Below are 26,588 nucleotides of genomic sequence, written 5' to 3'. Positions count from 1 at the left end.
CTTGAGGTGGAGGGGAACCGTCGACGGAGGTCTAGAAGACCCGGAAGACGAACACGGCGAGGAGGAGGCTCACGACACCCACGGCGAGCACGCCGGCGGTGATGGCGAGCACGACGGGGGCGTTGGCCCTGGCGCGCTTCGGGGGCGCGATGAGCGAGGTCGACGAGGTGTTGGTGCTGATGGCGCGGCTCGCCGCGACGGGCGCGACATCCGACCCCTGCGTCTCGGTCTCGTTGCGCTCGAGCAGAGCGTCGAGATCGGTGGCCTCGAGGCCCGAGGCGGGCGCTCCCAGCGAGCCGAAGCTGGCGGGCAGGTCGATGGAGCCGGTGATGATGACCTCACCGGTCTCGTCGAGCGCGGTGCCGACGTCGTTCGAGCCGGGCACGGTCGGCAGCACGAGCGCGCTCGTGGTGGAGATCGAGTTGGTCGCCGCGTTGTTGCGGAGCGAGATGAGGTCGTCGAACGACGAGGGGAGCTGGTCGCTCGAGGTGCGGGTGCGCTCGGAGGGGCTCTGGAACATCGGGGCCAGGGTGGGAGCCGCTGCTTCGCGCTCCTCGGCGTCGACGTGGGCGGCCGCCTCGGCGGTGGGGTCGACGGTGGCGGCGATCGGGACGTCGATCACCATCTCCTCCACCACGGTCTCGCGGCCGGTCTCGGCGGAGGGAACGATCTCGATCACGGGCTGCGCGCGGGTGGCGTCGATGTCGTCGCCATCGCCCTCGTCGGCCGAGACGACCTCGGGCACGATGGTGTCTTCGGAGACGTTGTCGTCGTCGACCAGGATGGGTTCGCTCACGGCGGGGCCAGTGACGATGGGTTCAGCGACGATCGGCTCAGCGACGAGGGGTTCGGCAGCAGCCGGCCCGTTCTCGGGGGCCGCCTTGCGGGCCGCTTCGGCCTCGTCGGCCACCTTCGCGTCAGCGTCGCGCTCCTTGCGCGGCTTCTGGCGCTCCATCTCGCGCAACTGGCGCCGCGTCAGCGGCTGCTCACCTTGGGACGAACTCATTCAACACTCCGATATAGATGGTGCTTGGTGATGTACTGAACGACACCGTCGGGTACCAAGTACCACACCGGAAAACCCCGGCCGACCCGGCCGCGACAGTCAGTGGACGATATCGCAAGCGCCGGAACTTCCAAATAGCTTACGTCCTGGCGCGGCAAAGACGAAATGGCGAAGGTGTGACCCGGCCGGGAGACGGCCACGAAGTGGGCGAGAGCCCACAGCTCGTCGACGTCCTTCCAGCTCAGGATCTGGGCGATCGCATCCGCGCCCGAGATGAAGAACAGATCGGCATCCGGATGCGCGGCGGCAATGTCGCGCAGGGTGTCGATGGTGTAAGTGACGCCGCCGCGGTCGATGTCGACCCGGCTCACGGTGAAGCGGGGATTCGACGCCGTGGCGATCACGGTCATGAGGTAACGGTGCTCGGCGGGGGTGACCGGCTGCTTGTGCCAGGGCCTGCCCGTGGGCACGAAGACCACTTCATCGAGGTCGAACGAGGTGGCGACCTCGCTCGCGGCCACGAGGTGGCCGTGGTGGATGGGGTCGAACGTGCCGCCCATCACGCCGATGCGCCTCCGGGTACGCGCCTCTCCGGGCGTGCCCGTCGAGGGCGGATCGATCGTCATCCGGCCGGACTAGTGATCCGCGCCGGTGCGGTCGGCGTGGCCGTGCACATCGTGGGTGGACGCGTACTTGGCCGACTTCTGCGGGTGGCGGTTGGCCACGTCGCGGTAGCTCCAGGTCACGAAGCCCATGGCCGCGAAGATGACGGCGGCGATGATGCCGAAGATGATCGGGCTGAACGGAAGCTCCACCGGCACGTCGACCGCCGCGAGAACACTCACCAGACTTGACATTGCTTCTCCCAGGATGACGCGGAACGGATGGAACCCTCCTACGATACCGCTAACCGCGGGCTCTGCTATCCGCGGGACTGGCCCGAGCCGCGCACGATCCACTTGGTGCTCGTGAGCTCGGGGAGTCCCATCGGGCCGCGGGCGTGGAGCTTCTGGGTGGAGATGCCGACCTCGGCGCCGAAGCCGAACTCCCCTCCGTCGGTGAACCGCGTGGAGGCGTTGACCATGACCACGGCGGAATCCACCTCGTTGAGGAAGCGTTCGGCGTTGCCGAGGTCGTTCGTGATGATCGACTCGGTGTGGTGGGTGGAGTAGCGGCGGATGTGCTCCATGGCCTCGTCGACGTCGCGCACCACGCGCACCGCGAGGTCGAGGCTCATGTACTCGGTCTGCCAGTCCTCCTCAGTGGCCGCCACGGCATCCGGGAACAGCGCCCTGGTGGCCTCGTCGGCGTGCAGCACCACGCCGGCGGAGCGCAGGCGATCGAGCACGGCCGGCAGCAGCCGCTCGGCCGCGCGCTCGTGCACGAGCAGGGTCTCGAGGGCGTTGCAGACGCTCGGCCGCTGCACCTTGGCGTTGTGCACGATGTCGACGGCCCAGTCGAGGCGTGCCGACTCGTCGAGGAACACGTGCACGACTCCGGCGCCGGTCTCGATGACAGGCACCTTCGACTCGGTCACGACGGTCTCGATGAGCTGGGCGCTGCCGCGCGGGATGAGCACGTCGACCGCTCCCCTGGCCTGCATGAGTCGCTTGGCTCCGTCGCGGCCGAACTCGTCGATGGTCTGCACGCACTCGGCGGGGAGACCAACGCTCTCGAGCGCGCCCTGGATGAGCGCCACGAGCACGCGGTTGGTGTTCTCGGCGGCGGATCCGCCCCGGAGCACGACGGCGTTGCCGCTCTTGAGGGCGAGGGCTGCGATGTCGACGGTCACGTTGGGTCGGGCCTCGTAGATGGCTCCGACCACGCCGAAGGGCACTCGCACCTGGTCGATCCGCACGCCGTTCGGCAGGTTGCGCCCCTGCACGGCCTCGCCCACGGGATCGGTGAGGCCGATGATCTCGCGCACGGCGGCGGCGAGCGATTCGAGCCGGGCCGCGTCGAGCCGGAGCCTGTCCTGCAGCGCCTCGGAGAGGCCGTTCTCGCGCCCGTTGGCGAGGTCGAGGTCATTGGCGGGCACGACCTCGTCTGCGCCGGATTCGATGGCCTGCGCGATCGCCTCGAGCGCACGGTTCTTGACCTCGGTGGCCACGGTCGCGAGCACGATCGACGCCGCGCGAGCACCCCCGAGCTTCCCCTCGAACGACAGCTCCACCACAGCACTCTCAACCATCCCCCCACCCTACCGCCGCGATTGCGCACCTCGGCTGGGCATGCCATCCTGTGCTGAGTTTCCCTCAGCTCCATCGGAAGGCACTATCTCCATGCATCCATCCATCCGCAAGCTCGCACTGCTGGGCACCGTCACGGCGCTCCTCGCCGGCGTGCTCGTCTCGCAAGGCTCCCCTCCCGCCGAAGCACTCCCACCCGAGTGCCAACCGAAGATCGTCGGCTGGAACAGCGGCGGCTCAGTCCACTGGTTCGACGAGAAGGGCAACGAGCACATCACGGAGACGGGGATCTCGCCGATCTTCGATCGCGGCGGCTCCACCTGCGACGTCGTCTACACCCCTCCCGGCGACCCTGGTTCGGGCGGCGGTGACGGTTCGACGCCACCCGCCGCTCCCGCAGCACCCGGCCCCGCGCTGCCGGCACCTCCCCCGTCGATCCCCGCCGGAGCAGCGCCCAAGTGCGTGGCGGGCGCGAACAACGCCCCGAAGCCCGGAACCAGCGCCGACGGGGCGACAGGCACCGGGGCCATCGTCACGGAGAACGTGGAGGCCGGACGGAGCACGGGTGACCTCACCATCGGGACCCCTGGCCCCTCTCGCATCGTCTCGATCAATGTGAACATCGGTTCTCCCCAGAGCGGTGTACCGGGGTCGAACCCATACGAGGGGATGAGTGAGGCCGAGGCGGCCCAAGCCCTCCTGTGGGACGGCCAGGCCCCCGTGATCACCGAGGTCGGCGTGAGCTTGAAGCTCGTCAAGGCGGCGGTGCAGTCCGTGCTGCACGCTGCCCAGAACCCCGCAGCGCGCGCCAAGATGATCATGGCGATGAGGTCGGTCGATTCCCCGACCCGGACGGCCATCATCAACGAGCTCCTGCAGGTGGTCGAGCACACCGAGCGTTTCTACGCGCAGAGCGCCAAGGCCGTTCCGCCGGAGCTGCAGCCCATGCTCGACTTCATCATCGAATTCGTCGAGATGGCGATCGAGTTCCCCGGGCCGATCCTCGGTGCTCCTCCGGCTGACGTCGCACCCCTCTACGCCGCCGCTTCCGCGGCAGCGGCGGGCGCGGGCAAGCCGAGCGGAAGCGCGTGCGGCCAGGTGCTCAAGGCGGAGGTCACCTCCATGGCCGGCATCGCGCCGGGATCGAGGTGGATCACGGTCACCCTGACCAGCACCACGAACGGCACGCTCGTCGATTCCTTGAAGGCCATGGCGGCCGAAGCGCCGAGCATGTACTGCCCGCCCGTCGAGCTCACGGCGATCGCCGGCGTGGACACCATGCGGAACATGACGAGCGAGTGCACCGGCACCGTCACCGCTGCACGCCTGCTGGACCGTGACGAGATCGACGCGCTGTCGCCCTCGGAACGTCGTGCACTCACCGTCACCACCAAGGAATCGATCCCGACCGACGTCATGGCCATGGCGGTTCTCCGCAGCTTCGCCGACGGCGACTCCACCTCCTGGCTCGCCGAGGGCAACACGGCCTTCAACGGTCCGCGAGTGGGAGACCTCTACTACAAGCCCGACCACAGGGGTGGAGGACTGACGGATGCCCTGGTCGCCGCCGCCACCGACTCGGATGGAGTGGAGCACCCGTTCCTCATCAAGGTGGCCGTCAAGAAGCCGCCGACCTGCGTCTCCGAAGGCGTGCTGCACGGGCTCGACCCGAACGGCACCCACGGCATCCTCTCCGGTGGCGTGCTCACGCTGAATCGCGGTGTGCCCTTCGTCATCGACCTCAAGAGCCTGTGCTCGACCGATGCCCGGGACACCTATCGAGTCGATCTGCAGGGAACGATCGAAGGCACCGTTCGCGCCAAGGATGCCGACGGCAACTACGCCTACGACTGGACCGACGACGACATCGTCGGGCCGGTGGGCACCCTCACAGTCACGGCGTGGGATGAGGTGACGGGTGCGCCGAGCGCACCGGTGACGCTCAAGGTCGTGGTGCGGGACAGGGCGCCCGCGTGCGAGGACGTCGAGCTCGACTACGACCTCAGCGAGCTGAAGGGCGAGTCGATCACGGTTCCCCTCGAGTGCACGCTGCCCGACGGGCTCTCGCAGCTCACATCACCCGTCGCACGCTTGGCCGGGTCGGTCGACGGCACACGGATCGAGCAGCCCGAGGGCACGTTCACGGTGACCGGATCGGCGCTCACGTTCACGCCCGCGGCCGGCTTCACGGGAACGGCGACCGCCAGGGACACCGTGGCGTGGAGTTCGGACCCGGGTGGGCCACTGCTCCCCCGGAAGAGCGACCCGTTCTCCATCACGATCACCGTGAGCGAGTAGGAGGATGCGCATGACATCACGATCACGACGGGCCACGTACGTGCTCGCGGCCCTCGCCACCGTCGGGGTTGCCGTCACCGGTCTCCCCGCGGTAGCTGCAGCATCAACGACCGAGATCGATCCCGGAGGCTTCACTCCGTCGTCGGTAGCTGTGGACCCCAACACGGGCAGTTCATTCGCGCTCGACCCATCTGACGGCTCGATCACGATCATCGACACGGCGTCAGGCACGATCGAGGGCGAACTGGGCGGGTTCACCAGTCGAGACTACGACGAAGCGTTCCTCGCGATCGATCCCGTGCTCGGTCACATCTACACGGTGGGCGCCCGGGAAAAGTGGGGTGCCAGGAGCTACCTCATCGACGTCCAGGATCAAGAGCTCGGTGCCGGCTCGCTGGGCAGGACGTTCGAACTCGCGAATCAGGCCAGACCGACGGCGATCGCGATTGACCCATTCACGAACAGGGCGTTCGTCACCACCGTCCAGACCTCCGGGCCACTGGAGATCAGCAGGCTCATGAGGATTGATGGTGCCTACCCTGCCGACGAGACCCCAGCGCCCGTCGCAATCACGCGACTGCCCAACGGGGTCGTGGTCGATTCGATCGCGATCGATCCGCTGCTGCGCCAGGTGTACCTGGCCAACTCGGCGATCGGGTCGGTGTCGGTGATCGATGAGGTCACGGGTGGGTACAAGAGCGGCGACATCGCCGTCGGCGGGCGCCCGAAGGGGCTCGCGGTCGACACGTACACCCACGAGGTGTTCGTGGCGGATGCCGCCCGCGGCACGGTGCACGTCATCGACGGCTACACCCGCGCGGCCACCGGGTCGACGATCGCGGTCGGCGGCACACCCGACGAGGTCGACATCGATCAGCTCGCCGATCGGCTCTACGTGAAGCAGGACCCCGCAGAAGGCGGCGGCTCCGTCGGCGTTTACGTGAGCTCGACCCACGCGGAGGTCACGAAGGACCTCGGTCTAGGACCGGTCGGCGAGGTCGCCGTCGATCATCTCACCCACACCCTCGTGGCACCCCGCACCTCGGGGAGCTCGATCGCCGTCGTCAGGGAGTGACGATCGGCTGAGCGGGTCGGCTCACCGAGCCGGCCCGCCTGCCCGACGGCACGATCCACCCGGCCCGCCGACTCCGCACATCCCGTGCCGAGTTGGTGGGTCGGGTCAGTCGGCTAGGGCTATGGCGCCCGTGGGGAGGCGTTCTTCGGAGAGGGGGGACGGGGCGAACCAGGTGCCGATGGGGGCGCCCGTGAGGGCCTCGGCCACGAGGGTGGTGGAGGTCACGAGCACCGCGGTGCCCGAGGCGGCCGCGAGGCGCGCGGCGGAGACCTTGGTGGCCGCTCCCCCGGTGCCGACGCCCGCGGCACCGATGTCTCCGAAGGTCACTCCTGCGAGGTCGTCGCCCACGGGCACCTCGGTGATCTTGACGGCGCCCGGCTCGGCCGGCGGTCGCGTGTAGAGCGCGTCGACGTCGGAGAGGAGCACGAGCGCATCCGCCCCCACGAGCTGCGACACGAGGGCCGCGAGACGGTCGTTGTCGCCGAAGCGGATCTCGTGGGTGGCCACGGTGTCGTTCTCGTTGACGATGGGCAGGATGCGCAGGCCGAGCAGTCGATCCATGGCCCGCTGGGCGTTGGAGCGGTGAGTGGGGTTCTCGAGGTCGCCCGCCGTGAGCAGCACCTGGCCGGCCACGATGCCGTAGCGGTCGAGGCTCTCCTGGTAGCGGAAGATCAGCACGTTCTGGCCCACCGCCGCCGCCGCCTGCTGCGTGGCGAGATCGGTGGGGCGCGCCTCGAGCTGCAGATACGGGATGCCCGTGGCGATGGCGCCCGACGACACGAGGATGATCTCGGTGCCGCGCCCGTGCGCCGCCGCGAGAGCATCGACGAGGGGTGCGATCTGGCCGGCGTTCTCACCGCTGATCGACGACGATCCGACCTTCACGACCACACGACGGGCCGACGCGATCTCGGCGCGCTCCGCGAGCGGCCGGCGGGAGTGCTGGCCTCGGCTCACTTCTCGTCTTCCGCGTGCCAGAGACCCGCTTCCTTCTCGCGCACGAGCTCGGCGCGGGCCTCGGCCTTGGCGTCCATGAGCTCGTAGTACTCCTCGCGGCGCTGGTTGCTGGTGCGGCGACGAGGGCCGTCGAGCCGGTTGTCGGTGCCGCGGGGCGCCGTGACGAGCTCGGCGGTGGAGGTGAGGGTGGGCTCCCAGTCGAAGACCACGCCGTTGCCGGCACCGATGACCACGGCGGAACCGGAGACGGCCCCGGCCTTGAAGAGCTTCTCCTCCACGCCGAGCTTGGCGAGCCGGTCGGCGAGGAAGCCGACGGCCTCGTCGTTGGTGAAGTCGGTCTGCTGCACCCAGCGCTCGGGCTTGGTGCCGAGGATGCGGTACACGTTGCCGTGGGTGCCGCCCTCGACCTTGATGACGAAGTTGGCCTCGTCGACGGCACGCGGCCGCATGACGATGCGCGCGGCGGCGGGGGCTGCTGCTGCCGTCTTGCGGGCCTCCTCCACGAGCTGGGCGAGGGCGAACGAGAGCTGCCGGAGGCCCTCGTGGCTGGCCGTCGAGATCTCGAACACGCGGTAGCCGCGCTGCTCGAGCTCGGGCTTCACGAAGTCGGCGAGCTCGCGCGCCTCAGGCACGTCGATCTTGTTGAGCGCGATGAGCTGAGGACGCTCGAGCAGCGGGGTCTGGCCCTCGGGCACCGGGTACGCGCCCAGTTCGCCGAGGATGACCTCGAGGTCGCTGATCGGATCGCGGCCGGGCTCGAGCGTGGCGCAGTCGAGCACGTGCAGCAGAGCGCTGCAGCGCTCGACGTGGCGCAGGAACTCGAGGCCGAGCCCCTTGCCCTCGCTCGCGCCCTCAATGAGGCCGGGCACGTCGGCGATCGTGTAGCGGGTGCTGCCCGTCTCGACGACGCCGAGGTTGGGGTGCAAGGTGGTGAAGGGGTAGTCGGCGATCTTGGGCTTGGCGGCCGACATGGCGGCCACGAGGCTCGACTTGCCCGCCGACGGGTAGCCCACGAGGGCGATGTCGGCCACGGTCTTGAGCTCGAGCAGCACGTCGCCCGACCAGCCCTCGGTGCCGAGCAGTGCGAATCCGGGAGCCTTGCGCTTGGTGGTCGAGAGCGCGGCGTTGCCGAGACCACCCTGACCGCCCTCGGCCACGACGAACCGCATGCCGGATTCGACCATGTCGATGAGCTCGTTGCCCTCGTCGTCTTTGATGACCGTGCCGACGGGCACCGAGAGCACGAGCTCCTCACCATTGGCGCCCGCGCGGTGGTCGCCCATGCCGGGCCCGCCGTTCTGCGACGACTGGTGAGGGTGGCGGTGGAAGCCGAGCAGGGTGGTGGTGCCCGCGTCGCTCACGAGCACGATGTCGCCACCGTGGCCGCCGTTGCCGCCGTCGGGCCCCGCGAGGGGCTTGAACTTCTCGCGGCGCACCGAGACGCAGCCGTTGCCGCCGTTGCCGGCGCGGAGATGGAGGGTCACATGGTCGACGAAAGTCACCATTCCGGTTCCCTCATACCTTCTTCAGAATTGCTGTTGAAAAGACGAAGCAGGGGCGGGCGTTCAGCCCACCCCTGCTCGAAATGCTGGTGCCGAGGTTACTCGGCGGCCGCTGCGACGATGTTGACGACCTTGCGGCCGCCCTTGGCGCCGAACTCGACCGAGCCCGCCGCGAGGGCGAACAGCGTGTCGTCGCCGCCACGGCCGACGTTGATGCCGGGGTGGAAGTGGGTGCCGCGCTGGCGGACGATGATCTCGCCTGCGCCCACGACCTGGCCACCGAAGCGCTTCACGCCGAGGCGCTGCGCGTTGGAGTCACGACCGTTGCGAGTGGAGCTTGCGCCCTTTTTGTGTGCCATTAGCCCTGATCCTTACTTGATTCCGGTGACCTTGACACGGGTGAGCTCCTGGCGGTGGCCCTGGCGCTTCTTGTACCCGGTCTTGTTCTTGAACTTCTGGATGACGATCTTCGGGCCGCGGAGGTCACCGAGGACCTCAGCCGTCACCTTGACCTTGGCCAGCGACGAGGCGTCGGAGGTGATGTTCTCACCGTCGACGAGCAGCACGGCCGCCAGCTCGATGTTGCCGTTCTTGTCGGCCTTGATGCGGTCGAGGGTGACGATCGTGCCGACCTCGACCTTTTCCTGCCGACCACCGGCGCGCACAACTGCGTAAACCAATTTACGTACCTAACTCTTTTAGGGGCCCTCAAAAGCGCAATCTGCAACGCTTGGAAGTCTTGGCAAAAGCGAGAGAGGAACTCTACGCACGCCAGCGACCAAGCTTACTCGACGCGGGGATTCCGGTCAAACCGACGTCGGCTGTCCGACCCGGTGCCATACTCGGCTTCGTGACCGTGTTGATCGACGAGCCCATGTGGCCCGCCCACGGTACCATCTGGGGCCACCTCGTGAGCGACGAATCGCTGGAGGAGCTGCACTCCTTCGCCGCCCGCGCGGGGCTGCCGCCCAGGAGCTTCGACCTCGACCACTACGACGTGCCCGTGGAGCGCCACGCGGAGCTCGTGGCCGCCGGGGCACTGCCCGTGAGCTACCGCGACCTCGTGGTACGGCTGAGGCGGAGCGGCCTCCGCATTCGTGCGAAGGACCGCCCCGCCAAGTAGGCCTGGGGGCCGGATCAGGACTCGGGAGACTCCACGGGCGCGGAGACCGCAGCGGTGGAGACCCGGCGGCTGCGCGAGCGCCCCTGGCCGGGCTGCTTGGGCTCCGGGAGGGCGTCGAGCACCGAGTCGAGCAGGTGGCTCGCCTCGGGAGCCGTCACGCGCGGAGCACGGGACACCTTGGTGACGGGGATGTCGAGGATCTCGATCGCAGGCGGATCCGCCGGCGCAGGATCGGCCGACGCAGGATCGGCCGTGGCCTGTGCGGCCGAAGCCGCCTTCGACTCGTCGTCGCCCTTCGAGTGCCGCGACTTGCGGCGACGCGAGGACGCCGTGGACGCCTTCTCGGCACTGGGGGCCGACTGCTCGGAGACCTGGGGCTCCGCCGCTGCGGCCGACTGCTCGGGCTCGGGAGCCGTCTGCTGTGCGTCGGGAGCCGTCTCGACGGGTGCGGAAGCCGCATCCGTCGCCTCGGACTTCGCCGCGCCCTGCGGAGCGCCGGGCTGGAGGCCCGCCTGGGCGGCGGCGATGGTCGACGCGGCGATCTGCGCCAGGGCGTTCTTCGCGTCGTCGGTGATGGCGTGGGGAGCCACGGTGGGGTGCGCACCCGATCCGTTGCCCGATCCGTTCGACGAGCCGTTGGCGTAGCCGTTCGATCCGTTGCCCGACCCACCGCGACCACGGCGACCGCCGGCGCTGCCGCCGTTGCCGTTGCCGTTCGACCCGTTGCCGTTGCTGCCGCTGCCGCCGCCGTTCGACGACTGCGGGCCGCCGGACGAGCGGTGCTTCACCACGGGGTCGTGGTGCACGATGATGCCGCGCCCGGCGCACGTCTCGCACGGCTCGCTGAACGACTCGAGCAGGCCGAGCCCGAGCTTCTTGCGGGTCATCTGCACGAGCCCGAGCGAGGTGACCTCGGCCACCTGGTGCTTGGTGCGGTCGCGGCTGAGGCACTCGATCATGCGCCGCAGCACGAGATCGCGGTTGGTCTCGAGCACCATGTCGATGAAGTCGACCACGATGATGCCGCCGATGTCGCGGAGTCGCAGCTGTCGCACGATCTCCTCCGCGGCCTCGAGGTTGTTCTTGGTGACGGTCTCCTCGAGGTTGCCGCCCGAACCGACGAACTTGCCGGTGTTGACGTCGACGACCGTCATGGCCTCGGTGCGGTCGATCACGAGCGAGCCACCGGAGGGCAGCCAGACCTTGCGGTCGAGCGCCTTCTCGATCTGCTCCGAGATGCGGTACTCGTCGAAGGCATCCTTCTCGCCCTCGTACTTCTCGACGCGGTCGAGCAGGTCGGGGGCGACACCGGCGAGGTAGTTCTCGATGGTGGCCTGGGCCTCGTCGCCCGAGATGACCAGGCGGTGGAAGTCCTCGTTGAAGACGTCGCGCACGATCTTGATGAGCAGGTCGGGCTCGGAGTGCAGCAGGTGCGGGCCCTGCTGCTTCTTGACCTGCTCGGAGATGTGGGCCCACTGCGAGGTGAGGCGGTTGACGTCGAGCGTCAGCTGCTCCTCGGTGGCGCCCTCCGAGGCTGTGCGCACGATGACGCCCACGTTCTCCGGCAGCACCTCCTTGAGGATGCGCTTGAGGCGAGCACGCTCGGTGTCGGGGAGCTTGCGCGAGATGCCGTTCATCGAGCCGTTGGGCACGTAGACGAGGTAGCGGCCGGGCAGGCTCACCTGGCTCGTGAGACGGGCGCCCTTGTGGCCCACAGGATCTTTGGTGACCTGCACGAGCACGGTGTCGCCGGACTTGAGCGCGAGCTCGATGCGGCGCTGCTGCGCACCGCCCTTGCCGTCGGTGTTGCCCGCGGCGGCGGCCTCCCAGTCGACCTCGCCCGAGTAGAGCACGGCGTTGCGGCCGCGCCCGATGTCGACGAACGCCGCCTCCATGCTGGGGAGCACGTTCTGCACCCGGCCGAGGTAGACGTTGCCGATGAGCGAGGCATCCTGCGCCTTGGCGACGTAGTGCTCCACGAGCACGCCGTCTTCGAGCACGCCGATCTGGATCTTGTCGTGCTTGGCACGGACCACCATGACGCGGTCGACGGCCTCGCGGCGGGCGAGGAACTCGGCCTCGGTGACCACGGGACGGCGACGACCGGCATCGCGGCCGTCGCGGCGACGCTGCTTCTTGGCCTCGAGCCGAGTGGAGCCCTTGATGCGCTGCGGCTCGGTGATGAGCTCGGGCTCGCGGGGCGTGCGCACCTTGATGACGGTGTTGGCGGGATCGTTGTCTCCCCCGCGGCTCTCCTCGCCGGAGCGGCGGCGCGAGCGGCGGCGCACGGTGGACTCCTGCGCCTCGCCCTCGTCGCGCCCGTCGTCGTCGCGATCGCGGTCACGGTCGCGGCCCGCTCGGGCACTGCGATCCGTGCGGTCACCTCGCTCGCTGCGGTCACTTCGCTCGCCGCGCTCCCGCGTGGGGTGCTCCTCATGCGGGAGGTAGGGCGGAAGATCGGGCAGATCGGGGGCCTGGAAGAACAGCGACGTGGTGCTGAGCGCACGCACGGGCGGCTTCTCCTCGGCCACCGGCTCGGCCGGGGGCGCCTGGAAGGCGGGGGTGAACGGTGCGAGACCGGGCTCGTCGTCGTGCTGTTCGGCATCGAACCGCCCGGCCTGGTCGGGCTCGAACTGCTCGGGCTCCACCTGCTCGGCCTCGAACTGCTCGGGCTGCTGCGGCTCGTTCTTCTTCACGCCGCGGCGACCGCCGAACAAGCGCTTGCGCCGTGCTCCGCCCTCTCCGTTGTTTCCGCCATTGTCTGTGTCTGAAATTCTCTCCACCATCTCTGGTGCAACTCCTTGCCAGCCGCGGCTCTCGCCTGTCGGCAGGTACTCTCACGAGCGGGGCTCCACAGCTGCGGAGCGCCTCGCTGGTCTCGTTTCGCGAGCGCGGTTCGCGCTCTACCCGAATCCGGGAAGTCATCTAGGCGGCCCCCGCGTCATGAGCGGAGACCTGCGTCGATTATCGCATGCATTCCCAGAATGCTCTCCTAGGCCCCGTGCGACAATCGGTGCGTGCCCTCCGTAGAACGCCGTCCGCTCGGCCTCGCCCTGCTGCTCATCGTGGGTGGGATCGCCGGCTGGTACGCCGCTTTCGATCTCACGCTGGAGAAGATCCAGACGCTGATCAACCCGGATTACGTGCCCACCTGCAACATCTCGCCGCTCGTGACCTGCGGCCCCAACATGGCCAGTGAGCAGGGTTCGGTGTTCGGGTTCCCCAACCCGGTGATCGGTGTGGCCGCCTTCGTGGTGCCGATCCTCATCGGCTTCGCGATCCTCGCGGGAGCGCGCTTCGCGAAGTGGTTCTGGGTGCTGTTCAACCTGGGCCTGGCGGGCGGCATGGTGTTCGTCTGCTGGCTCATCGGCCAGAGCATCTTCGTGCTCGGAACGCTCTGCCCCTACTGCATGGTGGTGTGGGCGGCGATGATCCCGATGTTCCTCTACGTGACCGCGTTCAACCTCAAGCAGGGGCACTTCGGCAACGGTCGGGGCAGCCGCGAGATCGCGGCGCTGCTCTACCCGTTCGTGTGGGTGCTCGTGCTGCTCGGCTACCTGGCGATCGTGGTGATGGCGCAGCTGCGGCTGGACGCCATCACCTCGATCCTCTCGACGCTGTAGCGCCGGGCCGGGGAAGACCCGCTAGAACCAGAGGGCGAGCTCGCGCGCGGCCGACTCGGGCGAGTCGCTGCCGTGCACGAGGTTCTGCTGCACGGCGAGGCCCCAGTCGCGGCCGAGGTCGCCGCGGATGGTGCCGGGGGCCGCCGTGGTGGGGTCTGTGGTGCCGGCGAGCGAGCGGAAGCCCTCGATCACACGGTTGCCCGCCACGCGGATGGCGACGATGGGGCCGGACTCCATGAACTCCACGAGGGGCTCGTAGAAGGGCTTGCCCAGGTGCTCCTCGTAGTGCGCCGCGAGCAGCTCGCGGTCGGGCTCCACGAGCTTGAGGTCGACGAGCTGGTAGCCCTTGGCCTCGATGCGGCGGAGGATCTCGCCGGTGAGGTTGCGGGCCACTCCGTCCGGCTTCACGAGAACGAGGGTTTCTTCGACGTACGTGGTCACGGTGGTCCTTCCAGGGAGCCGCGGGAGCGCGGCTGAGGGCAGAGGGGGTGGTAGGGGCAGACTGTCGGCATTCACCCTAGCGGGCGTCGCCGACTACTCCGATTCGGCCTGGGCGGCGGCCCAGGCGGCTTTCTCGCGGTCGATCTGGGCTCCCTTGACCATCGAGTAGATCCAGAGTCCGATGAAGATGGCGGCGATGATGGCGAGGGTCGGCACGAGGAAGCAGGCCGCCACGATGACGCCCTGCAGCACCCACCCGAGCGCGTATCCCCAGCGGAATCTCAGCAGCACGACGTTCAGCAGCAGCAGCACGCACACGGCCGCGCCACCGCCGAGGGCGAGCGGTGCCGGCAGGGCCTTGAGGCCGAAGATCACGAGCGCCGCGAAGAACATGACGACCGCCTCGAAGGTGAGGATGATCGAGGCGAGGCTCTGGCGGACGGATCCGCCTCTCACTTCTCCTCGCCCTTCCAGCCCTCGGCGGCCGCGAGCGTGATGACCTCGCCCACGAGCGTGATCGAACCCGTCACGAGCACGGCGCCCTTCTCCGTCGACGACGCCGACTCGCGGGCCGCGTCGAGCGCATCCTCGAGCCTTGGCTCCACGAGCACCCGATCGGCGCCCGCGATGCCCACCACGATCGAGGCGAGCTCGTCGGGGTCGATGGCGCGATCGGAGGAGGACGAGGTGACCACGAACTCCGCGACCACGGGATCGAGGGCGCGCACGATGCCCGCCACGTCCTTGTCCTCGAGCACGGCGATGACGGCCACGACCCTGTCGAAGGTGAAGTACTCCCCCACGGCGGCGGCCAGAGCCTCTGCCCCGCCCGGGTTGTGCGCGGCGTCGACGAGCACGGTGGGTTCGATGCCCACGAGCTGCAGACGACCGGGAGAGGTGGCCGTGGCGAACCCCTCGGTGATCACGTCGTCGACGAGCGCCTGGTCGCCCCCGCCGAGGAACGACTCCACGGTCGCCACGGCGACCGCGGCGTTGTGCCCCTGGTGGTTGCCGTAGAGCGGGAGGAAGTGCTCGCGGTAGGTGCCCGCGAGCCCCTGGACGGAGACGAGCTGGCCGCCGACGGCCACCTTCGACTCGAGCAGACGGAAGGCCTCGCCCTCCACCGCGAAGGTCGACTCCGTGAGCTCGGCGGCCCGCGCGAGCTCCGTGAGCGCCTCGGCGGGCTGCTGCGCGGTGACCACCTGGGCGGCGGGCTTGATGATGCCCGACTTGGTGCGGGCGATCTCGGCCACGGTGTTGCCGAGGCGCGCGGTGTGGTCGAGCGAGATCGGCGTGATGACGGCCACCTGGCCGTCGGCGACGTTGGTGGAGTCCCACTCGCCGCCCATGCCGACCTCGATGACCGCCACGTCGACGGGCGCGTCGGCGAACGCCGCGAAGGCGAGCACCGAGAGGGCCTCGAAGAAGGTGATCCTCGGCTCACCCGCGGTCTCGAGCTCGCCGTCGACGAGCTCGAGGAACGGCTCGATGTCGCTCCAGTTGGCCGCGAGGGCCTCGTTGGAGATCGGCACGCCGTCGACCATGATGCGCTCGTTGAGCCGCTCGAGGTGGGGACTCGTGAAGAGTCCGGTGCGGAGGCCATAGGCCCGCAGGATGCTCTCGATGATGCGACTCGTGGACGTCTTGCCGTTGGTGCCCGTGACGTGGATGACGGGGTAGGAGCGCTGCGGGTCGCCGAGCAGCTCGACCACGCGGCGGGTAGCTGAGAGGCGAGGTTCGGGCGCCGCCTCACCGAGGCGCGCGAGCAGGGCCGCATAGACGGCGTCGCCCTGCTCCACGAACTCGTCGGGGGCGTCGAGACCCACCGAGTCGAAGTCGTCGGCCGGGCGCGGCATGTTGACGCCGTCGTTCTCGACCTCGTCCGGGTCGTCTGCGGGAGGACCGAAGTCGCCTCCGAAGAAGTTGTCAGACATCGTGGGTCACCGACTTCCGGCTCACGGCGATCAGCAGATCGTCCTGGTTGGCGTACTTGCCCGCGGCGATGCGCACGAAGTGCTCCGGTGCCTGCTGCGTGACACCACCGAGCCACTCCGAGGGCAGGGATCCGCGGCTCGATGCGATGGCGGGGGTGCTCGAGGGCGACAGGATGGAGAAGTCGGTCGCGAGGGTCTCCCCCGCGAGGTCGACTGCGCCGGCGGTGCTGCGCACGGCCTCGGCATCCTCGTCGGAGAAGAACACGAGGTCGAGCACGATGCGGTCGCTCACCTCGAAGCCCGCGGACTTGCGGGCGTCCTGCACCGCGCGGATGGCGTCGCGAGCGAAGCCCTCGGCGGCGAGCTCGGGGGTGATGCGGGTGTCGAGCAGCACGAAGCCGCCGCGCGGCAGCAGAGCGACGCCCACCGAGGGAGCGCCCTCGGGGCTCTCGGTGTCGTTGGAGGCCTCGAGCGTGAGCTCGTACTCGCCCTCGAGCAGCTGGATGCCGCCCGCCGTCACGACGCCGTTCTCCTCCGACCAGCCGCCCGTGCGCGTGGCCGCGATGGCCTTCTGCACGTCCTTGCCGAGGCGAGGGCCGGCGACCCGCGCGTTGACGGTGAGGCGGGAGGAGAGCCCGTACTCCGCGGCCGACGTCTCCGAGAGGCTCACTGTCTCGAGCGACTTGATGTTGAGCTCGTCGCGCAGGATGCCCTCGAAGCGGGCGAGCGCCTCGGCGCCATCCGTCACCACCGTGAGCTTCGCGAGCGGCAGTCGCACCCGCAGGCCGTTGAGCTTGCGGAGCGACAGCACGGTGGAGGAGATGGAGCGCACCTGGTCCATGGTGTGCACGAGCCCAGCATCCGCCGGGTAGTCGTTCTCGTCGGGCCAGTCGGCGAGGTGCACGCTGCGGCCGCCCGTGAGTCCCTTCCAGACCGCGTCGGAGACGAGCGGGAGGAGCGGAGCCGCCACGCGGGTGAAGGTCTCGAGCACCGTGTAGAGGGTGTCGAAGGCCTGCGTGTCGTCGCCCGACCAGAAGCGGTCGCGCGAGCGGCGCACGTACCAGTTGGTGAGCACGTCGGCGAAGTCGCGGAGCTTGGCGGCGGCGAGCGTGGCGTCGAGAGCGTCGAGATCGGCGGTGACGCTCTGCACGAGCTCGCGCGTCTTGGCGAGCAGGTAGCGGTCGAGCACATCCGTCGAGTCCGTGCGCCACTGGGCGTCGTATCCCCCCTCCTTCGCGCTGTTGGAGTAGAGGGTGAAGAAGTAATAGGTGCTCCAGAGGGGCAGGAGCACTTCGCGGACGCCCTGGCGGATGCCCTCCTCGGTGACCACGAGGTTGCCGCCGCGCAGCACCGAGCTCGACATGAGGAACCAGCGCATCGCATCCGAGCCGTCGCGGTCGAACACCTCCGAGACGTCGGGGTAGTTGCGCAGCGACTTCGACATCTTCTGCCCGTCGGAGCCCAGCACGATGCCGTGGCTGATGACGTTCGAGAACGCGGGGCGGTCGAACAGCGCGGTCGAGAGCACGTGCATGACGTAGAACCAGCCGCGGGTCTGCCCGATGTACTCCACGATGAAGTCGGCGGGGCTGTGGGTGCGGAACCAGTCCCTGTTCTCGAACGGGTAGTGCACTTGCGCGAACGGCATCGAGCCTGAGTCGAACCACACGTCGAAGACGTCCTCGATGCGGCGCATCGTGGAGCGCCCGGTGGGGTCGTCGGGGTTCGGCCGCGTGAGCTCGTCGATGAAGGGTCGGTGCAGATCGGGCTGGCCGTCGCGGTTCAGCGGCAGGCGGCCGAAGTCGGCCTCGAGCTCGGCGAGCGAGCCGTAGACATCGGTGCGCGGGTACTCGGGGTCGTCGCTCTTCCAGATGGGGATGGGCGAGCCCCAGTAGCGGTTGCGCGAGATCGACCAGTCGCGGGCTCCGGAGACCCACTTGCCGAACTGCCCGTCCTTGACGTTCTCGGGCACCCACTCGATCTGCTGGTTGAGCTCCTCCATGCGGTCGCGGATGGTCGTGACGCGCACGAACCAGCTCGAGACCGCCTTGTAGATGAGCGGGTTGCGGCAGCGCCAGCAGTGGGGGTAGCTGTGCTCGTAGCTCGCCTGGCGGAGGAGCCGCCCATCAGCCTTGAGCAGCTGGGTGAGCGGCTTGTTGGCGTCGAAGACCTGCAGGCCCTCGACATCTTTCACGGCGCTCAGGAAGCGGCCGCCGTCGTCGACCGAGATGATGATGGGGATGCCCGCGGCCTCGCAGACCTTCTGGTCCTCCTCGCCGTAGGCGGGGGCCTGGTGCACGATGCCGGTGCCGTCGGTGGTCGACACGTAGTCGGCCACGAGGATCTGCCACGCGTTCTGCGTGCCGTACTTCTCGGTGTCGGCGTAGTAGTCCCACAGCCGGTCGTAGGCCACGCCCTCGAGCTCGCGGCCCGTGATGGTGCGGCTGATGGCGGCCTTCGCCTCGTCGGGTGAGTCGTAGCCGAGGTCTTTGGCGTAGTTGCCCACGAGGTCGGCGGCGAGCAGGTACTCGGCGCCGAGCACGGTGAGCGATCCGGTGGCCCGGTCTGTGCGTGCGTCCGGGCTGCCTGCCGTGGCCGCCACGGTCTCACGGGCCACCTCGGTGTCGGCCGTGCCGTTGGGGCCGGCAGGCACCACGGCGTACTCGATGCCGGGGCCCACCGCGAGCGCGAGGTTGGTGGGCAGCGTCCAGGGCGTCGTCGTCCAGGCCAGCGCGCGCACGGCGGTGAGGCCGAGCGCCTCGGCGCGGGAGCCGACGAGCGGGAAGGTGACCGTGACGGTCTGGTCCTGCCGCATCTTGTAGACGTCGTCGTCCATGCGCAGCTCGTGGTTGGAGAGCGGCGTCTCGTCTTTCCAGCAGTAGGGCAGCACGCGATAGCCCTCGTAGGCGAGACCCTTGGTGTGCAGCTCCTTGAAGGCCCACAGCACGCTCTCCATGAACGTGATGTCGAGCGTCTTGTAGTCGTTGTCGAAGTCGACCCAGCGGGCCTGGCGGGTGACGTACTCCTGCCACTCCTTCGTGTACTGCAGCACGGAGCGGCGGGAGGCGTCGTTGAAGACCTCGACGCCCATCTCCTCGATCTGGCTCTTCTCAGTGATGCCGAGCTGCTTCATGGCCTCGAGCTCAGCGGGCAGACCGTGCGTGTCCCAGCCGAAGCGGCGGTCGACCTTCTTGCCGCGCATGGTCTGGAAGCGCGGGAAGACGTCTTTCGCGTAGCCGGTGAGGAGGTGGCCGTAGTGCGGGAGGCCGTTGGCGAAGGGCGGGCCGTCGTAGAAGACCCACTCGTCAGCTCCCTCGCGGTTCGCGAGGGAGGCGCGGAAGGTGTCGTCGCTCTTCCAGAACGCGAGCACCCCCTGCTCGACCTCGGGAAAGCTCGGGGAGGGGACGATGGTGGAGAACTCGTCGGAATCCTTGGGGTACGTCATGATGCTCCTGGACGGGCCGTGATGGTGTGCTGCCTGCTCCACGAGGACGGCCCGGAGCTCCTGCCCCTCACCGTGGTACCACCTCGCTGACCGATCGTGTCTCCACGGTCGACCGCTCGTTCTTAGGCTGTGACGGGCCCGACCCGTTCGGTTCTACCCGGTGCCAGGGCTCACGCCCGTGCACCGCTCTTCCGAAGGCTCCCCGGTGATCGCCGGTTCAGTGCCATGCTGGCCCCGATTCTACCGGATGCGGAAGCCCTCGAGCACGGGATGCACGACGCTCGCCACGTGCTCCTCGAGCGACGCGCGGCCGGGGCCCGCGGCGGCCCAGCTGCCGACCGCCGCCGCCGCCGCACCCACCACGGCGAGCGCGATGGCTCGCGAGCGGAACGCGACGTCGCCGCCCGCTCCCTCGTCGGCGAGGTGCACGGCGAGGTGGAGCTCGATCGCGTCGGCGTGCCGCAGGGCCCGCGAGAGGCCGGCGGCCGCGAGCTCGTCGTCGATTCCCATGACCTCGTGCTGGGTGAGCACGAGCGGGGTGCGCTCGGCTGCGAAGCCGCGGGCGGTCTCGAGCAGGGCGCTCTCGACGGCGTCGAGCGGATGCGTGCCGGGCGGGGTGGCGGCGAGCGCCTCGGTGAGGGCGGCGAGGCTCGCGTCGAGCTCGATCCAGAGCAGTTCGCTCTTCTGGCCGAAGTAGTTGAAGAAGGTGTTGCGGCTGACCCCGGCGCGCTGGGTGATCTGCTCGATCGTGGTCTTCGCGTAGCCCTGCTCGAGGAAGAGCTCCGAGGCGGCCTCCTCGAGCATGCGCTGCGACGAGGCGCGGGGACGACCCACCATGTCTCCCCCTCGCTCGGCACCGGATGCGGACGGTACGGGAATAAATAGTTCCCGTCCAACAATTAGACTCATGACGATCGCAGCAGATCGCATCCCACCCTTACACATCAGACAGGCTCCACCGTGTCACTCCGACCTCTTGCGCTCCTGGCCGTCACGGCCGCATCCGCTCTCGTCCTGGCCGGGTGCTCGGCCGCCGAACCCTCGGCCGTGCCCTCCACACCCGTGGCCGGCGGCACGCTCACCTACGCGACCGGGTTCGGCGAGCCCACGTGCCTCGATCCGCACGTGGGCGGCAACATGCCGCAGGCGCTCGTGGGCACCAACGTGCTCGAGTCCCTCTTCTCGCAGGACGAGGACGGCGCGATCGTGCCGTGGCTCGCCACCGGCGCCACCGTCTCCGACGACGGGCTCACGGTCGACGTGGCGCTGCGCGACGACGTGACCTTCACCGATGGCACGCCCTTCGACGCCGCGGCCGTGGTGGCGAACATCGAGCACATGCAGGATCCGGAGACGGCGTCGTCGACCGCCATCCTCGCGCTCGGCAAGGTGACGGGGGTCTCGGCCGTCGACGCCACGACCGCGCGCTTCACGCTCTCCGAGCCCGACAGCGCGCTGCAAGAGTCGCTCGCGCAGACCTGGCTCGCCATGGAGTCGCCCGCCGGGCTCGATCGCGGCATGGACGAGAACTGCGCCTCCCCCATCGGCACCGGGCCGTTCGTGTTCACGGAGTGGGTGAAGCAGGACCACGTGACGCTGACCCGCAACGAGAACTGGAACTCCGCCCCCGCCGGCGCCGAGAACACCGGGCCCGCCTACCTCTCCGAGATCGTCTGGCGCTTCATCCCCGACGCGGCCACGCGCTTCGCGGCGCTGCAGTCGGGCGAGGTCGACGTGATCGACGAGATGCAGCCCGACAACGTGGTGGCCGTGCAGGAGTCGGCCGCCTCCGACGGGGGCTTCGATGTGCTCGTGGGGGCGCTGCCCGGGGCGTCGATCCGGCTCGAGCTCAACTCGGGGTACGCGCCCTTCGACGACGAGCTCGTGCGGAAGGCGTTCATCCACGCCGCGGATGTGAACCCCGGCATCGAGAGCCTGTTCTTCGGCACGGTCGACCGCTCGTACTCGGTGCTGTCGTCGTCGACGCCGTTCGGCGCCTCGTTCGAGGGCGAGTACTCGATCGACTCCGACCTCGCCAACGAGCTGCTCGACGAGGCCGGGTGGACGACGCGGGACGCCGAGGGGTACCGCACGAAGGACGGCGAGCGCCTGACGGTCGACTTCCCGATCTCGACCAACCAGTCGATCCCCGCCGAGGTGTCGCTGTTCGAGCAGATCCAGGCCACCACGAAGGCCGTGGGCTTCGACGTGCAGCTGCACCCGATGGATCTCTCGAGCTGGTACGCGGCTCTCGGATCGTGGGACTTCGACCTGACGAGCGCGATCTACACGAAGAACTCGCCCGACGTTCTGCGGATCCTCTACCACTCCGACAACATCCAGCCCGCGCCGAGCGGCTACCACCCGAACCACTCGCACGTCTCGATCCCCGAGCTGGATGCCGCGCTCACCGAGGCCGGGCAGACGGCGGATGCCGACGAGCGGGCTGCGCTGTACGAGTCGGCCCAGCAGATCCTGGCCGAGGGCGCCTATGTGCTGCCGCTCTACGACCACTTCTCGAAGATCGGATACTCCACCTCGGTGCAGGGGATGACGCTGCTGCCGACGCTGCAGATCCCGTACTTCGGCGACACGTGGGTGCAGGAGTAGACGCCGCCGCACCCGGGCGCGGCGGTCGACGGAGTTCGGGCGGGGCGGACGGTTCAGGCTCCGTCGGATCCCCCCGAGGGGGCGGATCTCCGTCGTCTCCGACCCACATCGGGCGATTCCGGCGTCGTTCGCGGGCCGGGGGTGCCCTGTGAGCGGCGCTCGCACGGCCGGGCGCGTGGCGCTGCGGGTCGGCGGCGGGGTGTTCGTGCTGTGGGCCGCGGCGACGCTGACGTTCTTCGGGCTGCGGCTCATCCCGGGCGATCCGGCCCAGGCCATTCTGGGCGGGCCCGGGTCGCAAGCGAGTGCGGAGGCTCTCGCGCAGGTGCGCGCCGAGTACGGGCTCGACCAGCCGATCCTGGCGCAGTACGGGCTCTACCTGTCGCGGCTCCTGGGCGGGGACCTGGGTACCTCCTACTCGCTGCGGACACCTGTGGTCGACGTGATCGGGGCGCAGATCGGGGGCACGCTGCTGCTCGCCGTGCTCTCGTTGGCCGTGGCGTGGGCGATCGCGCTGGGGCTCGCCGTGTGGTCGACGCGGGGCGGGCGCGTGGCGGCTGCGGTGGCCTCCGGGCTCGAGATCGTGGCGGCCGCCGTGCCGCACTTCTGGCTCGCGACCGTGCTCGTGCTCGTGTTCAGCACCACGCTGCGATGGCTGCCCGCCGTCTCGACGCAGGGTCCCGAGGGGCTCGTGCTGCCGGTGCTCACGCTCGCACTGCCGCTCGCGGGGTTCCTGGGGCAGGTGATGCGCGAGTCGGTGCTCGACGCGCTCGACGCGCCGTTCGTGCTCTCGGCCCGCGCGCGTGGCGAGAGCGAGAGCGGTGTGCGGTGGAGGCACGTGCTGAGGCACGGGGCGCTTCCGGGCATCGCTCTCTCGGGGTGGGCGTTCGGGTGGCTCGTGTCGGGGGCGGTGGTGGTGGAGACGATCTTCGCCAGGCCCGGGCTCGGGCGCACGCTGCTGAACGCCGTGCAGCTTCGGGACGTGCCTGTCGTGATCGGGGTGGTGCTCGTGGTGGCGCTCGGCTACGTGCTCATGACGGTGCTGACGGATGCGGCGTCCCGCCTCGCCGACCCGCGGCTCGCGGTGCGCGAGCGCGAGCTGGAGCGGGTCGCATGACCGCGCTGGTGGGCGGTGCCGCGGAGCCCGGCAAGGGAGCGGGCGCCGGTGGACCCCTCGGGGCCGGAGTGGGCGCGGGTGGACCCCTCGGGGCCGGAGTCGGCGCGGGTGGGTCGCGCGGGGGCGGTGCTCGGCGGCGTGGGGGTGCTCGGGCGCTCGGGGTGGCTCAGTGGGTGGCTGTCGGTGTGCTCGGGGTGCTGCTGGTGGCCGCGGTGCTGCCGGGGGTGCTGGCGCCCGGTGATCCGCTGGCCATCGATCCCGCCGAGGCGTTCCTGGCACCGCAGTGGGGGCATCCGTTCGGCACCGACGAATCGGGGCGCGACATCTACACCCGCGTGGTGCACGGCGCGGCGCCCTCGCTGGTGATCGGGGTGGCGGCCACGGCGATCGGCATCGTGCTGGCGCTCGTGCTCGGGCTCGCGGCGGCGCTCGGCGGGCGGATCGTGGACTTCGGGGTGAGCCGGCTGCTCGAGGTGCTGTTCGCCTTTCCGGGGCTGCTGCTCGCGCTGCTCGTGATCACCGTCTACGGGCCGGGGATCGTGACGTCGACGATCGCCGTGGGGCTCGCGACGGCGCCGGGGTACGCGCGCATCATCCGGGCGCAGACCAGGGCGGTGGCGGCGTCGCCGTACGTGGAGGCGGCTGTGGTGCTGGGGCGGTCACGCACGCGCATCCTGGGGCGGCACATCCTGCCGAACGCCGTGGTGCCCGTGTTCGTGCTCGTGACGCTCGGGGTGGGGCAGGCGATCGTGTGGGCCGCCGCGCTCAGCTACCTCGGGCTCGGTGCGGAACCGCCGGCCGCGGAGTGGGGCGCGATGCTGTTCGCCGGCAAGAACTACCTGGTGACGGCTTGGTGGATGACGTTCTTCCCCGGACTGGCGATCGTGCTGAGCGCCGCCGCCACGACGGTGCTCGGGCGCGCCCTGCAGAAGCGGGGGCCGCGATGAGCGCGACTCCCCCGGGTGAGAGCACCCCGGGCACGACCCCTACCGGTGCGACTCCCGGGGGCGCGATCGCCCCGGGCGCGACTCCCCCGTGGGCGGGTGACGGTCCACGGAGGGAGGACGGCGGATCGGCCGTGGAGTCCGTCGATGGCGCCGCGGCGGCGGATTCTCCGTCGACCCCGCCGCTCGTGCGGGTTGAAGGGCTGCGGGTGGGGTTCGGCGCCGGTGGCCGAGGGCGCCGGGCGGGCGCTCGGGGGGACGAGTCGAGTTCTCGGGGGCGCGGGGCGGCTGTGGTGGATGGGGTGTCGTTCGAGGTGCGGGCCGGGCGGGCCGTGGCGATCGTGGGCGAGTCGGGATCGGGCAAGTCGGTGACCGCCCGGGCTCTCGTGGGGCTCGTGGGGGCGGGATCGTGGGTGACGGCCGACGTGCTCGAGGTGGGCGGAGAGTCCGTGCTCGGTGTGGCCCCGCAGAAGGGCTCAGCGCAGGGTGGCGGCAAGCAGGGTCGCGGCGCCCAGGGTGACGGCGCCCAGGAGCGCGGCGCCCAGGGTGACGGCGCCCAGGAGCGCGGCGCCCAGGGTGACGGCGCCCAGGAGCGCGGCGCCCAGGGTGACGGCGGTCAGAGTGGCGGCGGGCGGGGTGGCGGCGGACGGGAGATGTCGGCGGCGGGGTGGCGGCGCATCCGGGGTGGGCGGATCGGGCTCGTGGTGCAGGATGCGCTTGTGTCGCTCGACCCCCTGCGGCCCATCGGGCGCGAGATCGGCGACGCGCTGCGGCTGCACACGCGGCTCTCGGCTCCGGAGCGGCGGCAGCGCGTGCTCGAGCTGCTCGAGTCGGTGGGCATGCCGGAGCCGGCCGCGCGCATGCGCCAGCGCTCGGGCGAGCTGTCGGGTGGACTGCGGCAGCGGGCGCTCATCGCGTCGGCGCTCGCAGGTGACCCCGAGCTGCTGATCGCCGACGAGCCCACGACTGCGCTCGACAGCACGGTGCAGGCGCAGATCCTGAGCCTGTTCGAGAGCATCAAGGCTCGCGGCACCGGGCTGCTGTTCATCAGTCACGACCTCGCGGTGGTCTCGCGGATCGCCGACGAAGTGCTCGTGATGCGCGAGGGGCGCGTGGTGGAGTCGGGGCCGACGGCCGCGGTGCTCGGCGACCCCCAGCACGAGTACACGAAGGCGCTCCTCCGCGCGGTCCCCACGGGAGTACCCCGCGGAGTCTCCCTCGTGACGCGCCCCACCGACGGCCCCAGGGGGGCGGCTGGTGCGGAATCCGGGCGGAAGTCGGGTAGCGGGGGCGGGGTGCTCGAGGCCGTCGGGGTGGGGAAGCGGTTCGAGGCTCGGGTGGCTGTGGAGGATGCGTCGTTCGTGATCGAGGCGGGCCGCACGCTCGGGCTCGTGGGCGAGTCGGGGTCGGGCAAGACCACTCTCGCTCGCGTGGTGCTGGGGCTGACGGCTCCGGATGCGGGCACCGTGCGGCTCGACGGCGAGCCCTGGGCGCCCGGGCGGGAGCGCGATCGACGCGCCCGCCGACCGCTGCTCGGCGCGGTCTACCAGGATGCGCTCTCGTCGTTCGACCCGCGGCTCACCGTGCGGCAGATCCTCGCCGACGCGCTCGGCGGCGCCCCGCGGCCATCGCCCACCGCAAGCGCCCCCCGACCCTCCGACGCCGACGGCGGCCCCTCGGGGAGTGGACGCGGTGACGATGTGGTCACCAAAGGCCACCTCTCGGAGGGTGGGGGCAGTCACTACGGGATCGCCGACGGCGGCCCCTCGGGGGGCAGGCGCGGTGATCGCGGGGTCGACGGCGGCGGCTCGGGGGGTGGGCGCGGTGACGGGCGGGTGGAGGCGCTGCTGCGCGAGGTCGGGCTCGGCGCCGATGTGGCGGGGGCTCGGCCGCTTCAGCTCTCGGGCGGGCAGCGGCAGCGGGTGTCGATCGCGAGGGCGCTCGCTCCGCAGCCGCGTGTGATCGTGCTCGACGAGCCCGTGTCGGCGCTCGACGTGTCGATCCAGGCGCAGATCCTCGACCTCCTCGACCGGCTGCAGCGCGAGCGCGGCGTGGCCTACCTCTTCATCTCGCACGACCTCGGGGTGGTGCAGCACATGAGCGACGACCTCGCCGTGATGAAGGACGGCCGGATCGTGGAGCAGGGACCCGCCGCGCGCGTGTTCGCCGACCCCGCGCATCCGTACACCCGCGAGCTCCTCGCGGCCGCCCCGAGGCTCCACCTGCCCCACCGCGACTGAGCGCGAATCAGCCACACCCCACGAGCGTCACGCTGCCCGAGGCCCGCGGATGTCCTGCGCCACCCGTGCGGTGGAGGGTGGGGTTGC

General features: G+C 70.0%; 22 protein-coding genes. 8 read left to right on the top strand and 14 right to left on the bottom strand.

The features are described 5' to 3' along the window. Positions 1-31: 31 nt before the first annotated feature. The 4 genes from ACEXQC_RS01610 to ACEXQC_RS01595 form a co-directional block, all read right to left on the bottom strand. Entirely contained in the window at positions 32-1,006 is a 975-nt protein-coding gene (locus ACEXQC_RS01610; RefSeq protein WP_374817675.1) for a hypothetical protein, read from the bottom strand. Next, the gene (gene nadD, locus ACEXQC_RS01605) at positions 1,003-1,632 is read right to left on the bottom strand and encodes a nicotinate-nucleotide adenylyltransferase (protein ID WP_374817673.1); all 630 of its coding nucleotides are present in this window, start codon (positions 1,630-1,632) and stop codon (positions 1,003-1,005) included. Before nadD ends, ACEXQC_RS01610 begins: the two co-directional genes overlap by 4 nt. A gap of 9 nt (positions 1,633-1,641) precedes the next feature. Next, entirely contained in the window at positions 1,642-1,863 is a 222-nt protein-coding gene (locus ACEXQC_RS01600; protein ID WP_374817671.1) for a hypothetical protein, read from the bottom strand. 65 nt (positions 1,864-1,928) lie between these two features. Further along, a complete protein-coding gene (locus ACEXQC_RS01595; protein ID WP_374817669.1) occupies positions 1,929-3,197 on the bottom strand; it encodes a glutamate-5-semialdehyde dehydrogenase in 1,269 nt (422 codons plus the stop codon). 91 nt (positions 3,198-3,288) lie between these two features. On the opposite strand from ACEXQC_RS01595, the gene ACEXQC_RS01590 reads away from it, so the two are divergent. Together ACEXQC_RS01590 and ACEXQC_RS01585 are read left to right on the top strand one after the other, a co-directional pair. Continuing rightward, positions 3,289-5,493 (top strand): hypothetical protein, encoded by a 2,205-nt coding sequence (locus ACEXQC_RS01590; RefSeq protein WP_374817667.1) that lies wholly within the window; start codon positions 3,289-3,291, stop codon positions 5,491-5,493. A 10-nt stretch (positions 5,494-5,503) separates the two neighbouring features. Beyond that, a complete protein-coding gene (locus ACEXQC_RS01585) occupies positions 5,504-6,568 on the top strand; it encodes a YncE family protein (RefSeq protein ID WP_374817665.1) in 1,065 nt (354 codons plus the stop codon). 105 nt (positions 6,569-6,673) lie between these two features. On the opposite strand, the gene proB is transcribed toward ACEXQC_RS01585, so the two are convergent. The 4 genes from proB to rplU form a co-directional block, all read right to left on the bottom strand. Continuing rightward, complete coding sequence (gene proB / locus ACEXQC_RS01580; RefSeq protein WP_374817663.1) at positions 6,674-7,525, bottom strand: glutamate 5-kinase; 852 nt, start codon at positions 7,523-7,525, stop codon at positions 6,674-6,676. Beyond that, the gene (gene obgE / locus ACEXQC_RS01575) at positions 7,522-9,030 is read right to left on the bottom strand and encodes a GTPase ObgE (protein WP_374817661.1); all 1,509 of its coding nucleotides are present in this window, start codon (positions 9,028-9,030) and stop codon (positions 7,522-7,524) included. Before obgE ends, proB begins: the two co-directional genes overlap by 4 nt. A gap of 95 nt (positions 9,031-9,125) precedes the next feature. After that, positions 9,126-9,386: a 50S ribosomal protein L27 gene (gene rpmA / locus ACEXQC_RS01570; RefSeq protein WP_374817659.1), complete on the bottom strand. Its 261-nt coding sequence runs from the start codon at positions 9,384-9,386 to the stop codon at positions 9,126-9,128. A gap of 12 nt (positions 9,387-9,398) precedes the next feature. Beyond that, positions 9,399-9,707: a 50S ribosomal protein L21 gene (gene rplU, locus ACEXQC_RS01565; RefSeq protein ID WP_374817657.1), complete on the bottom strand. Its 309-nt coding sequence runs from the start codon at positions 9,705-9,707 to the stop codon at positions 9,399-9,401. Positions 9,708-9,877: 170 nt separating this feature from the next. On the opposite strand from rplU, the gene ACEXQC_RS01560 reads away from it, so the two are divergent. Further along, positions 9,878-10,150, top strand: coding sequence for a DUF4031 domain-containing protein (locus tag ACEXQC_RS01560; RefSeq protein WP_374817655.1), 273 nt, complete (start codon positions 9,878-9,880; stop codon positions 10,148-10,150). Positions 10,151-10,164: 14 nt separating this feature from the next. On the opposite strand, the gene ACEXQC_RS01555 is transcribed toward ACEXQC_RS01560, so the two are convergent. Continuing rightward, positions 10,165-12,936: an Rne/Rng family ribonuclease gene (locus ACEXQC_RS01555; protein WP_374817653.1), complete on the bottom strand. Its 2,772-nt coding sequence runs from the start codon at positions 12,934-12,936 to the stop codon at positions 10,165-10,167. Positions 12,937-13,167: 231 nt separating this feature from the next. Between ACEXQC_RS01555 and ACEXQC_RS01550 the strand changes: the two genes are divergently transcribed. Then, positions 13,168-13,773 (top strand): vitamin K epoxide reductase family protein, encoded by a 606-nt coding sequence (locus tag ACEXQC_RS01550; protein WP_374817651.1) that lies wholly within the window; start codon positions 13,168-13,170, stop codon positions 13,771-13,773. Positions 13,774-13,794: 21 nt separating this feature from the next. Here the strand turns inward: ACEXQC_RS01550 and ndk are convergent, their stop codons facing one another. The 5 genes from ndk to ACEXQC_RS01525 form a co-directional block, all read right to left on the bottom strand. Continuing rightward, positions 13,795-14,214 (bottom strand): nucleoside-diphosphate kinase, encoded by a 420-nt coding sequence (ndk, locus tag ACEXQC_RS01545; protein ID WP_374817649.1) that lies wholly within the window; start codon positions 14,212-14,214, stop codon positions 13,795-13,797. A 93-nt stretch (positions 14,215-14,307) separates the two neighbouring features. Continuing rightward, entirely contained in the window at positions 14,308-14,670 is a 363-nt protein-coding gene (locus ACEXQC_RS01540; RefSeq protein WP_374817647.1) for a DUF4233 domain-containing protein, read from the bottom strand. Beyond that, positions 14,667-16,070 carry a bifunctional folylpolyglutamate synthase/dihydrofolate synthase gene (locus ACEXQC_RS01535; RefSeq protein ID WP_374818827.1) on the bottom strand — a complete coding sequence of 468 codons (1,404 nt, stop codon included), beginning with the start codon at positions 16,068-16,070 and terminating at the stop codon, positions 14,667-14,669. Before ACEXQC_RS01535 ends, ACEXQC_RS01540 begins: the two co-directional genes overlap by 4 nt. 70 nt (positions 16,071-16,140) lie before the next feature. Further along, positions 16,141-19,593 carry an isoleucine--tRNA ligase gene (locus tag ACEXQC_RS01530; RefSeq protein ID WP_374817645.1) on the bottom strand — a complete coding sequence of 1,151 codons (3,453 nt, stop codon included), beginning with the start codon at positions 19,591-19,593 and terminating at the stop codon, positions 16,141-16,143. 240 nt (positions 19,594-19,833) lie between these two features. Beyond that, entirely contained in the window at positions 19,834-20,430 is a 597-nt protein-coding gene (locus ACEXQC_RS01525; protein ID WP_374817643.1) for a TetR/AcrR family transcriptional regulator, read from the bottom strand. A gap of 123 nt (positions 20,431-20,553) precedes the next feature. Between ACEXQC_RS01525 and ACEXQC_RS01520 the strand changes: the two genes are divergently transcribed. The 4 genes from ACEXQC_RS01520 (at position 20,554) to ACEXQC_RS01505 (ending at position 26,501) form a co-directional block, all read left to right on the top strand. Next, the gene (locus ACEXQC_RS01520; RefSeq protein ID WP_374817641.1) at positions 20,554-22,203 is read left to right on the top strand and encodes an ABC transporter substrate-binding protein; all 1,650 of its coding nucleotides are present in this window, start codon (positions 20,554-20,556) and stop codon (positions 22,201-22,203) included. Positions 22,204-22,351: 148 nt separating this feature from the next. Then, positions 22,352-23,317, top strand: a complete 966-nt coding sequence (locus ACEXQC_RS01515) for an ABC transporter permease (protein ID WP_374817639.1) — start codon at positions 22,352-22,354, stop codon at positions 23,315-23,317. Then, positions 23,314-24,264: an ABC transporter permease gene (locus ACEXQC_RS01510; protein ID WP_374817637.1), complete on the top strand. Its 951-nt coding sequence runs from the start codon at positions 23,314-23,316 to the stop codon at positions 24,262-24,264. The genes ACEXQC_RS01515 and ACEXQC_RS01510 overlap by 4 nt, the downstream gene beginning before the upstream one ends. Next, positions 24,261-26,501: a dipeptide ABC transporter ATP-binding protein gene (locus ACEXQC_RS01505; RefSeq protein ID WP_374817634.1), complete on the top strand. Its 2,241-nt coding sequence runs from the start codon at positions 24,261-24,263 to the stop codon at positions 26,499-26,501. Before ACEXQC_RS01510 ends, ACEXQC_RS01505 begins: the two co-directional genes overlap by 4 nt. The last annotated feature ends 87 nt before the right edge of the window (positions 26,502-26,588 follow it).

The organism is Herbiconiux liukaitaii (assembly GCF_041927495.1).
Taxonomy (GTDB): domain Bacteria; phylum Actinomycetota; class Actinomycetes; order Actinomycetales; family Microbacteriaceae; genus Herbiconiux; species Herbiconiux liukaitaii.
The sequence above is the reverse complement of the archived record's forward strand: the minus strand, read 5'-3'. Positions and strand labels throughout refer to the sequence as shown.